The sequence below is a fragment of the Streptomyces sp. NPDC001770 genome (assembly GCF_053596135.1).
Map to the genome: position 1 here is coordinate 1 of NZ_JBSFFN010000078.1, position 11,983 is coordinate 11,983.

Here is an 11,983-nt window from a genome sequence, read left to right on the forward strand (position 1 = left end):
CTGCACCGCCGCCAACAACTCAGGCACCCGGAACACGGTCGCCAACTGCTGCGGATACCGGTACATCGCACGAACCAGACCCGCACTGCCCAGCAGCTCCCTGAACCGCTTGGCGTCCGGAACGGCGTCCGGATTCCTGCGGATGGCCAGGGTGAGGTTGGGGTTGTCCGTCAACACCCTGACCGCGGCCATGGGAGAGCTGGACGTCCGCAGTGCCTCGGCCAGTTGCGGCACCTCGGTCACGGCGGCGGTCACCAGCCAGACGCGCCCGACCCCCCGGATCAGGGGGAGCTTGCCGCCGAGGAGGCTGATCATGCTCATCCGCTTCACGGCCCGTTGACGCAGGCCGCTGTCGGACTCCAGCGCCGCGGCGACGTCCCGGTGCCGCATGAGGAACGCCGCGTGCTCGTGCAGCGGCACATCGGTGTCGTTGGAAGCCAATTCACCCATCAGGTTCGGATACGCGCTCAGGAACTGCGCGAAGCCCGGCTGTGTGAGAACGGCCGGCCTCAGGCGGCCGGACTCGCTCACGAGGGCCAGCAGGTCCGGCTGCTCCGACAGATAGGCCAGCACCTCGGGCTGGAAGGCGTCCCGGAGGCTCGCGTCCACACCGATGAACAGCCTGGCCATCTCCACGGTGGGCTCGAACGCGCGCGTGGCCCGGGCCTGCCGCACCGTCTCCGTCAACCAGGAGGTCACCTGGCCGACGGTCTGAGCCTCGACACCGGCGTTCCGCGTGTACAGCCCCGATGCGACCAGGGTCACCGATTCCATCTCGACGGCGGAGCGGGCGAGCCGACGGGCCTCGGTGGCGCCGAAGGAGACAGGGGGCGCCCCTGCCTGGTTGCGAGCAGCACCGGGGCGCGCCGCGGTCCCGCCCAGGCCGCGGCCGGCCTCGACCAGCAGGTCCCTGGTGCGTTGCGGATCCGCGTGCAGGGCGGAGGCGATCCTCACCTGCGCCTCGTACTGGGCCGCGCGGGTACGCCGGCTCCCGCCGTCCTGTCCGAGGGCCACCGCCCGTCCGCTGACGAACGGCCACAGCAGACCGCTCGCCTCGGTGACCAAGTCTCCCCAGCCCGCGGGAAGCTCACGCTTCAGCGCGGCGAGCAGCTGCGCGGCCTCCGGCGTGAGCCCGTCGCCGTCCAGCTCAGCGTCGGCCGGTCCCGGCTCCGCCCCGGTACGGAACCTCGCACCGAGCCATCGCACCAGTTCCTCCGGCTGCTGCACCGGTGCGGTGTCTGCCTGACGGCCCGACGCGCCCTGCTGACCGCTGTCGCCGGCCTTGTCGGCCGTCTTCGCCTTCCCCTTCCCCTTCTTCGCTCGCTTGCCCGGGCCGGCGGCCGAACTCTCCGCTCTGCCGCTCTCGATCCGCTGAACCGTCTGCTGGGAGGCGAGCAGGAGCGGTGCGTCCTCGACCGCCTCCAGGCGCAGGGGGCCCGACACATGGGTGCTGCCGTTGCCGTCCCACCGGTAGTCGTTGCCCTGCCGCGACGAACTCACCCCGTAGGCCAGCAGTCCGACCCGGCCGTCGCCGCCCAGCACGTACGCGAACGACACACCACCACTGCCCCCGTCCAGATGCGCGTGCAACGCCTGGTTCACCCGCACCGCGGGCTCCCGCGGACGGCTCGCCCCCTGCGCCAGCGCCGTCAGCGTCCTGCGCTGCGCGGCCGAGAAAGACCCCTCGGCCAGACGGTTGCCGTAGTGGACGTCCCCGCTGTACTCCCACGTCTCCGGCAGGTGAACGCGGAAGGCCGACAGCCGCTCCTCACGCTCCCGCTGCTCGGCGGCCACCGCCTCGCGGTGCGCAGACTCCGCAGCCCGCCACGCCGGCTCGACCGCGCTCCGCACCCACCCGCGCGACTCCCCGTGCAACACCACGTCCAGCGTGCCCAGATGGTCCGCGTACGCGGCGAAGTCCCGCTCCAGGTCCCAGCTCAGACCGTCACGGCCGGCGAACCTGTCGAAACGGAACTCGTCCACCCGCCCCGACGCCGGCTGCCACTCCTCCGCCAACTCCGGGAACGCCGCGACCAGAGCCGCCAGCTCCGGATACTCCACCACCCGGCCCAGCAGGCCCGTCTCCTCCAGCAGGCCGACCACCTCCCTGTCCCGGGTCAGTGCCGCCAGCACCTCCCGGTGCCCGCGCTCCAGCGGCCTGAGTGCCCGAGGAACCGTCGCCCTCTCCGGACGAACGGTCGTGGCGGCCCCCTGCGTCCCGGGTCCGGCCGACGGGACGGCCCGCTCACCTCGGGCACCCGACCCGGTCACCTGCCGGGTGGCCGACCCTGCTGACCGGGAGGCTGTCCGAAGCCGGTCGAGCTCCTGCAGGAGCCGGTCCGGCGCCTGCAACAGGCCCTCGAGCCTGCCCCGCTCGCGGGCCAGCCCTCGCACCCGCTCGACGAACCCGGCGTCCTCCACCGCGCGGTCCGCCAGCTCCGGAGAGCCGAGCACCAGCTCCGCCAACCGCGGCTGGGCGTCCAGCAACGCGGTCAGCTCGTCGTCCGACAGCACCGCCCGCAGCTGCGCCGCCGAGACTGCCGTCGCGTCCGGTGCCGATGCCAGGACCCCGGCCAGCACCGGGCGCCGACGCAGATACCGCAAGGCCCGGGCCGACTGCGACAGCGCCTCCACGAGCGCGGGCGAGACCGTCACGGCCCGCCACAGCGCGGTGTCCCGGGCGAGCTCGTCGACCAGCGTACGACGGGCCCGCAGCACGGCGAGCAGGCCCGGATCGGCCCGCAACCGCTCGGCGACGGCCGGACGGCTGTTCATGGCCTCCACCAGGCCGGGCAGACCGCTGAGGGCTTGGCCCAGTCCAGGCATCCGCAGCAGGTCGTCGACCACCTCCGGCTGGTTCCACAGCAGCGTCCGCACGCTCTGCTCGCGCTTCAGCAGAGCTGCCACGTGTTCCGACGCCGCCATCGCGCTGAGCAGCCGGGGCGACCGGCTCGCCACGAGCAGCAGACCGGGTGTCCGCAGCACCGTCGCCGCCTGCCCGGGATGCAGATGGAAACGTGCGACGAGCCGCTCGTTGTCCAGCAGCATGCCCGCCGCCTGCTTGGTCTTCAGCACGTGGGCGTTCTCCGCGAGCACGCGAGTGACATCCGGCCACTCCACCAGGCCGTCCAACCGGTCCGGGTTCTCCGCGAGGGCCTGCATCAGGACCGGGCTGGACACCACCAGCCGGGCCACCGTCTCCGCCTTGTCCCACGGCACGCCGGTGACGACCCCGCCGTTCTCGTCGGTGAACAGGTCGGACAGCTTCTCGACCAGTCCGGGACTCCCGGCGAGCCCCGCCCCCATCGTCTTGTCGTCCACCACGGCCGCGGCGATGGCTTCACTGGCCGCGACGATGAACATGTTGTCACCGGTCAGTTTCACCGGGAGATTGGCCCCGAGTTCGTGGACGCGGATGAACTCCCGGTTCCGCCCTAGTGCTTCTGCGAAGGGACTGCTGCTGTCACTGCCCAGGGTCTGGACGAAATAGGGCTCGCTGATGAACCGGACGTAGAGCCTGCCGTTCTCCCGCAGCCCCCGGGTGAGTTCGGGACGGTTGTGAACCGCCTTGAGCGCACCCGTGGTGGGGTCGGCCAGATAGGCGACCAACTCGGGCCGCTTCAGCAGCGTCGGCGTCATCTCGGGGTTCGAGAGCATCGCCAGGATGATGCCGAACTCGCGCTCGATGGCCGCACGCAGCTCCGGGCGCTCCTTCAGAGCCCGGAGGGCATCCTTGGCCGCACGTCGGTGGGCGGCCAGATCACCGCGCGCCACCGCTTCCTCGACCCGCCTGCGGGCTTCGCTCTCAGGCTGGGCGGTGATCGCCATGGCAAGTCCCGCCAGCCCGGCAGGCACCGCGACGCCGCTCCTGGTGATGCTGGGCTCCTCGCCGCGCACCGCCTCGGCGAGGGCTCCCGGTGTCCGGCTGAGCGTCACGTAGCGGTCGAGCCCGCCCGGTCGCTTCAGCTCCTCGACGAACGTGTCCCGGCCGAGTGCGTCCGTCAGCAGGTCCGGCTCGGCCGCCAGAGCACCGGCCAGGGTCAGCCCCGCTTCGCTGTCCAGAGCCTCCATGAGCGCCCGGTCGCCGAACAGCCGTGCCCAGTGCGGTGAGATGGTCGTGTCGTTCGGGTGCGAGGCCAGGGCACGCAGCAGCCTCGGATGCGCCGCCGCGTCCTCGAGCCGACCGCGACGCTCGCCCAGGGCAACGATCAGGTGACGGGCCGCGAGGGCCAGTTCCAGCAGAGCCGAGCCGTTCGCCAGCAGAGCCGGCAGGGCGCGCGGGTTCTCGCCGATGAGCTGCAGGACGAAGGGGTCGCGGTTGATCAGCCCCGAGAAGCGTCCCTCGGTACGCAGCGCCTCGCCGAAGCCCGCTGTCCCGTTGATCTGGTCGATCATGGCGTTGAAGGCGACCAGGAACTCGCGGAAGCCGGTGTCGGCGTACACCAGGTCCCGGATCCCGGGGTGGGCGGCCAGCGTCGTGCCGTACCGCCGCCGTGGGTCCTCCGGGCCGGCGGCCGCGGTGTTGGCGACGCTGAACGCATGGGCGACCGTGTTGGTGAGCGGCGGGGTGCGCAGCAGGGCCCGCAGGACACCCTGGTCCAGCAACGGAGAGCCCGGCTTGAGCTGGGACCGCAGCGCGGCGTTCCCGGGCGCCAACAGCCTGCGGTACTCGTGCGGCGTCCGGAGCAGCTCCGGACGCGCCAGCAGGGCGTCGACCACGACGGGTGCCTTCATCAACTCCGTGGCGAGTTCGTTGTGGCCCTGGAGCGCCGCCTGCACCCGGGGGTCGGCGAGCAGCCGCTGCAGGGGCCGCGCCTGGGCCCCGGGCTCACGTCGCGCGGACTGCCGCAGAGGAGCCGCGGTCCCCAGCAACAGCCGGAGTTCGGTTTCGGAGAGCGTGGCGTCGAACCGGCGGGGGTCGTACGAGAGCGCCTCGGCCAGGTCGCCGTTGCCGAACGCCACCCGCAGCAGCTCCGGCGACCGTGCCAGCCGGGTCGCCAGCGCCGGATTGTCCGTCAGCACGTCCGAGAGCTCGGGATCGCTGTCCAGCACGGCCAGCACGCCCGGGTCCTCCTGGGCTGCCGCGAGCAGGCCCGGCACCCGGAAGAGGGTCCACAGCTGCTGGGGGTAGCGGTTCATCGCCCGGATCAACCCGGTGTCCCTCAGCACCTCTCCCAACTGAGCGGCGTCCGGTGCGGCGTCGGGGTACGTCCGGCTCGCGCGGATCGCCAGCAGCAGATTGACGTTGTCCTTGAGAGCTCTGACAAGGGGCAGCGGGGCGTCGGCCGTCCGGACCACCTCGCTCAGCTGAGGAAGCTCCCTCAGTGCGCGCACCAGCCAGGGGGCATCCGCGGTCGCGCGCACGAGGAGGAGGTCTCCGCCGAGGACGTCGACCAGGCCGAGGCATCCCACGGCCTGCCGCAGCAGCACGGCGTCGTTCTCCAACGCCGCGGCGAACTCGGGGTACTTCACCAGGGACATCGCGTCGTCGACGATCGAGGCATTGTCCAGATCGGCCGCCAGTTCCCTGGTGAGCTTCGGGTGGGGGCCCAGCACTCGTGCCAGCCCGGGCCGGGTGACCACGCCCGCCCTGAGCCGTGGATTGTCGACGACCGTCGCCACCAGGTCGGGCTGCTCGTGCAGATACGTCACCACGTCCGGGGTGACCGTTCCGCGCCGGTCGGCGCGGATGGCGGAGAACATCCTGACCAGGCCTGCGGACGGCTCGAACGGGCTCGGCAGCTGAGCCTGCGACACCAGCTCCATGAACCAGCCGGCCAGGTCGTTGGCCGCCACGCTCTCGGCCGTGGGACTGCGGACGAAGTGAGCCTCGGCCACGGCAGCCGCCGCGTCGACCCTCACGGCGGCGCGGGCGAGCTCGACTGCCTGGGCGCGGCCGAACCGCCTGGTGTTCGCCCGATTCTGCGGCGGGGCGCCGCCCGGCAACGCCACGGCCGTGTCCCGACGGCTACCGGCCTCGGTCAGCAGCTCGGTCGTGCGCTCCGGCGAGGCGTGCAGGGCGGAGGCGATCCGCACCAGTGCCTCGCGCCGCAGCGCCCCGGCCCGCCGGCTCCCCTCGTCCTCCCCCGCCGTCATGGTCCGGCGGCCGAGGAAGGGCCTCAGCAGTCCGCCCGCCCCCTGGACCAGCCCGGCCCATCCCACGGGGAGCTCCCTCTGCAGCACCCGGAGCATCCGGGTGACTTCCGTGGGCAGGCCGGTGTCCGCGGAGCCGGTGTGCGACCCGTCGTCGGAGCCGGTCCGCGCCGCCGGAAGGGACACGTCTTCCTGCCGGCCGTCGCCGAACCGCTCCTTGAGCCACCCCACCAGCTCCTCCGGCTGCTGCACCGGTCGGTCGGGGCCGGGCGTCGGCTGCGGGGCGGGACGCCGGGGCGTGTCGGTGCCGGCCGGGGCGTCCACGGAGAGTACGGGTGCGGGCACAGGCATGCCGGTGGGCTCGGCGGCACCGTCGGACCTCGGCGCAGGACCCGACGCGGCACCGTCGGACCTCGGCGGTGGACCCGACGCGAGCTGCTGCTTGATCTCCCACGCGGCGGCAGGCACGTCCCGGGTCCTGCCGGAGCGCTCGCCGGACTGCCACCAGTCGTCCACGGCGTTGGCGACCGATTCGTCGTCGACCGGAGTCATGACCGGCGGGTTTCTCCGGCTCCGCAGGAAGGTGACGAATCGGCTGTTGAGGATGTCGGCACCGGACACGCCGTGCGCGGCCGCGACCGCGTACAGCCAGGTGGGCTCCCTGTCGTGGGTCACCCGCTCCCCGAGGGCGCTCTTCAGCTCCGCAACCAGCTCGGCAGGCCGCCCCGTCCGCCCGTCGGGCCCGACGCGTCCGAAGGAGGTCAGCCGGCCCCGGAAGAGCGTCATCAGGTCCCGCGGGTCCGCCCAGAGGTCGGCGGCTACCTCGACGAGTTCCTTCGGGTCACGCATGCCGGCCTCGACGGCCAGGGCCGGGACGTCGGTCGGGATGCGTCCGATCACGTTGGACAGATTCAGCAGGGGCCGGACGTTGGTGATGCCCAGCGACGTGCGCAGCTCCTCGACAGCCTCCGGCCGGAACCAGCTGTACCGCCGGAGGGGCGTGAGCCGGTCGAGGGGCACCTGCCACCGCCCGGCCCAGGCGGAGGCCTCCAGGTCCGTGAGCCGCACGGGTTCGGCGTAGGCGGGCAGTTCTTCCGCTCGCGGGGCGACCGCCTCGGCCGGGAGCGCGGCACGGTCGGACTCCACCGGCACCCCCGCAGGGGCGGACGCTGCCGGGAGATCGGCTCCGTCGGAGTAGGCGGGGGGCCTGCGGTAGGCGGGCGGCTGCACCAGCAGTGCCACCTGCGCCGAATCGGGCTGGGTGAGGCCGGGGCCGATCGCGCCGCGGGACTCCCGCAGGGACGGCAGGACGCCGGTGGTGAAGACGTTCCAGGGAATGTCGTGGTGGGCCGCGACCCTCAGCAGCCAGGCGGATCCGCCCTGGGCCTGCACGGCCTCGGGGTAACCGCCGGTCAATGCCCGGCCGATCTCCGCCGCCAGGGCGTCGGCCCGGTCCTGCGCACCGCCTCGGCCGAGTTCCGTCAGCCGGTCGGGGAAGAGCTTGGCGATGTCGCGGGGATCGGCGCCGAGCAGGTGTGCCACCCGGTACAGGTCCTTGGCATCGCGCATCCCCAACTGCCGTGCCAGGCGCGGGATGTCCATGGGGACGCGGCCGATGCTGTCGGCCAGCCGGAGGAGCCGGCTGCCGTCGCGCACGCCCAGCAGACCGCGCAGTCGTGCCGCTGCGCCGAGGCCGAACCACGGCTGCCTGATCATGTGGCGGACCCACACCTCGGGGGAGCCGAGCAGAGCGCCCCAGCCGCTGAGCTCCTGAGCCGTGTGCACGCGCCCCGGCCGCAGCTGCCGAGGGGCGTTCCGCACCAGCTCGCCGACCAGCTCGGAGTCGTACGGTGTCGTGCCGGGCACGGCGATCTCGCGGTGCTCGTTCAGATGCGCGAGCACTCCGCCGCGAGCGAAGTCGGCCCACGGCACCTCGTGGTGCGTGGCGACCCTCAGCAGCCACGCCGTGGCCTTGATGTCCTCCGCCGAGGTGGGGTACTTGCTCCGCAACGTGCCGCGGATCTCGGCCGCGAACGGGGCGGGAGTCTCGACCCGCCCGCTCTCCGACGGCCTGCCGAGCCCGCTGAGGCGGTCGCCGAACAGCGTCATCAGGTCCCGCGGGTCGGCGCGCAGGTCGCGGGCGACCTGGTAGAGGTCCTTGGGGTTCGGCATCCTCAACTGCCGGGCAAGCTCCTCGATGTCCGTCGGGACCCGGTGGGTCGCCTTGACGAGTTCCAGCAGCCGGTCGCCGCTGGAGACACCCAGCGAGCGGCGCAGGCCGAGTGCTTCCTCGGGCCGGAACCACCAGTACCCGGCGGCCTCGGTGAGCTTGTGCTTGGAGGTGCCGATACGAGGTGCCAGCTCGGCGAGCTGACGAGGCGTGTGCCCGAGGGACTCCGCGGACACCGGAGGCAGCTCCCAACGCGCGCGTTCCAGCAGCTCCGCCACCTGGGTCGCGTCGTGAGGCAGCGAGCCGGGCCCGACCTCCTGTCCGTGGTCGTGCAGGTAGCCGAGGACTCCACCGGCGGTGAAGGCGCGCCAGGGGATGTCGTGGTGGGCCGCCACATGCAGAAGCCAGGCCTGCTCGCGCGGGTGCGTGGCCTCGGGGTAGGTGTTCCGCAGGTCGTGGCGGACCGAGGTGACCAGGATGCCGGCGTCCTCGGCCATGCCGCGGCCGAGCTGCCGCAGCCGGTCGCCGAACAGGTTCGCCAGGTGGCGGGGATCGATCCGCAGGTCCAGGGCGACCCGGTGGAAGTCGGCGGGGGTGTGCATGTCCAACTGGGCCGCCAGGGCGGCCATGTCCGTCGGAACGCGCCCGATCTCCTCGGACAGGTCGAGCAACCGCGCGCGGTCCTCCGTAGGCAGGGCGAGCGTGTTCGCGAGCGCGTCCAGGTCGCCCGGCTGGAACCAGGGGTGCCGGAGCGCGAGGTCGACCCGTCGCTCGGAGACGCCCCAGCTACGGGCCCAGTCACGGACCTGGTCCTCGGTGACGTCCGGACGCCGCGCCCGGACGTCGGCCGCCGTGGCGTCCTGGTCGCCGTCGGCGGTTTCGGCGGTCCGGGCGCCGGGCCCGTCGGGCTGCCGGGGGGCCACGGCCACCCGGACCGGGGACGGTCCCTTCTCGTCGCCCGTGAACAACAGCCCCTGGTCGTCGACGCTCAGGGTCAGACCCGGTGCGGCGGTGAACTCTGCCAGGTACTCCAGGAATTCGGACGGGACGGGGACCAGCCGGCCGTCGGAACCGTCCATCACCGTGCCGCTGGCCAGGTGCAGGAGATCGCTGCCGTAGGCCACCCAGCCGTCGGGGGCCAGCCGGGTGCCGTCGGACGTGGCCTCGATCAGACCGCCCGGCACCTGAACGCGATAAGGCCGGTTGCCCGGACCTTCCGAAGCGACCTCCCGCCACTCCGGCAGGGGGTTGGCGACGTCCTCCGCCGTCTCCGGAGTCGCCGGGGGCTGCGGGGTCTCCGGAGTCACGGGGGGCTGTGGGGTCGCGAGGGTCTCCGGGGTCTGCGACTCCGGCTCCTTCGGCCCGGCCTCCGACTCCAGCTCAGGGACGGCCGTTGGCGCCTGGTCCGCATCGGACGATTCCAGGGCACCCGTGGTGGCGGCCACCGCCGCCGACTCGTCCTCGGCGGCTTCGGGCTCGGCGCCCCGGGCATCGGTGCCCCGGGAGAACGCCTCTCCCGATCCGCCCGCCGGCGCGGGGGCGGCCTGCTGCTCGCGGGACCCTTGCTCCCGCTCCGCGCTCTCCAGCGCGGACTGCAGCCTGGCGTCGGCGAGTTCGTGGCGCAGCTGGGCCCGGTCGAAGGCGTCCCTGGCCGCCTCGTACTGCTCACGGCTGGCGGGCGCCTCCGGCGCCCCGGAGTCGGGGACGTAGTCGATCCAGCGGGCGAACCCGGTCACGGCGTCCACCAGGTCCGACTCGGTCTGGATGTGCCGGTCGAACGCGACCTCCAGTTCCTCCCTGGTCCTGTCCCGCTTCTTGCCCTTCCCGGGGGTGTCCCGGTTCAGGAACTCGGAAGCCGCCGCGACCAGGACGCTGTCGGACCCTCGCGTGAAGTCGTCGGCGGCGAGCGTCGCACCGCCCGGCAGACCGAGCTTCCGGCCGGGAACCGCGATCCGGGCGGCGATGCGGAACGCCAGATCACTCATGTTGCGGGCGAGCGCCCGGTCCTCGGACGACAGAGCGGCGTACTGCTCCCGCACTTCCTTGACGTCGACGGTGTGGTCGATGCCGAGGTCGCGCAGGGTGCTGTCGGTCTCCGCCTTCAGGTCGTTCCAGAAGGTCGGCGTCCCCTCGGCTGCCTGGTTCTGGAAACCGCCGGCTCCGGGCATCCCGAGTCCGCCGGCATCGGTCGTCGCGTCGGTCTCGGTGGCGATGCTGCCGGTGTCCCAGAGGTCGTCGCTCACGTAGCTGGACACCGAGGACGCGTCGTCGTCGAACCCAGTCGTCCCGCTCTCGGAATCCGCCGCGTCCTCGGAGGGCGACCCCAGGTCCTCCTGCCAGGACGCGTCGGACACGGTGGCCATGCGCTGCGCCTCGGTCGGCACGTTCTGCGCCGGCTGCCGGGCGTTCCCCTCGCCTGCCGCGGTGCCGGTGCCGGCGGCCTGGGGCCCCGTCCCCGCAACTTGGGGCGCGCTCTGGGAAGCCTGCAGCGCACCGACCACGGCGCGTCGCTGGTCGTCCCCCCACACGGTGGGCGCCTGGGCGGGGCCGCCACCCACCAGGCCCTGGGCCCATGCGGCCTGCGCACGCCCGTCCAGGGCATCCCACAGGGGACGCCCCTCGCCGGCAGGCCGGTCCAGCTCGGCGGTGAGCGCATGCGCCAGCCGCTCCCCGGCCTGGCCGGGTACCTGCGTCGGCGCGGGCATGGCTTCCCCACCCGCGAGGTGGCCGTCCTGGCCCGCGCCGACCAGCGCGCCCAGCAGGCCGTCGCCGGCCGAGGCCGTCCCATCGGGCTGCAGGCCGAGAGCCGTCGGCACCGGAGCAAGCCCCGGATCGCTCACCACCCTCGCCGGAGCCTCTTCCGAGGCGGCTCCTACGCCGTCCGCCGTCACGGTGGACGTCTGCGACGGGTCCTGGGCCGTGGCGTCGGCCCCGGTCTCGGTAGCCCGGTCCGCGCCCAGAACCTGCCGGACCCAGTCGGCCGTACGCGCCGCAGCGGGCGTCGCGGGTGCCTGCGCGGCGGGGGTGGGGGAAGCGGTGCCGGGCGACGCTTCGGGGGCCTGCGTCTCCGAGGCCGCAACGGCTCCCGTTTCGGCCGCGTCGGCGGCCTCCGAACTCACGACCGGTCGCGTGTCACCGGTCTCCCGCGGCTGCGCCCGGCCCTCACCCGCAGCCGTACCGGACACGGCGGACGGCATGCCGGTCCCCGCCGCGGCGCCCGTCACGACCGGCGACTCGACGGCCCCCTGGCCCTCCGGCGCCGGCACACCGTCCGGCTCACCGGTACCGACGCCGGCCAGCGGTTCACCCGGTTCCCGCCCCGCCGTCCGGCCATCGCTGGGCGCGCCGGCGGACGCGGAGGAAGGCACACCGGCCCCGGCCCCCGCCGCAGCGGCGGACATGGACGACGGCACCCCGGACACGACCGGCGCTTCCCCGGTCCCCGGCCCGACCGACACCAGCGCACTGTTCTGCTCTCCCGCACCGGCATCGGGCCGCAGCGCCGAGGTGCCCTCGCCGACGCCCGTCCCGGGCTCGCTCACGGTCGAGATGCGTCCGCCGCCGGTATCCCCGGCGGCTGCCGACGTGGCTCCAGTCCCTCCCGCAGGAGCACCGGAACCTACCCCCCGTGGGTCCGTACGTATCCCCGAGAGGGTGATGTCCGCGTTCCCCGCAGTCGGGCCACCGACCGCTCCCCCCTCGGAACCGGCCCCGCCACCC

1 protein-coding gene is annotated in these 11,983 nt (G+C 73.5%); it reads right to left on the reverse strand.

The features are described from left to right. A partial coding sequence (locus ACWCSV_RS34145) for a hypothetical protein (protein ID WP_451149083.1) occupies positions 1-11,805 on the reverse strand: 11,805 nt, incomplete at its 3' end. Between the last annotated feature and the right edge of the window lie 178 nt (positions 11,806-11,983).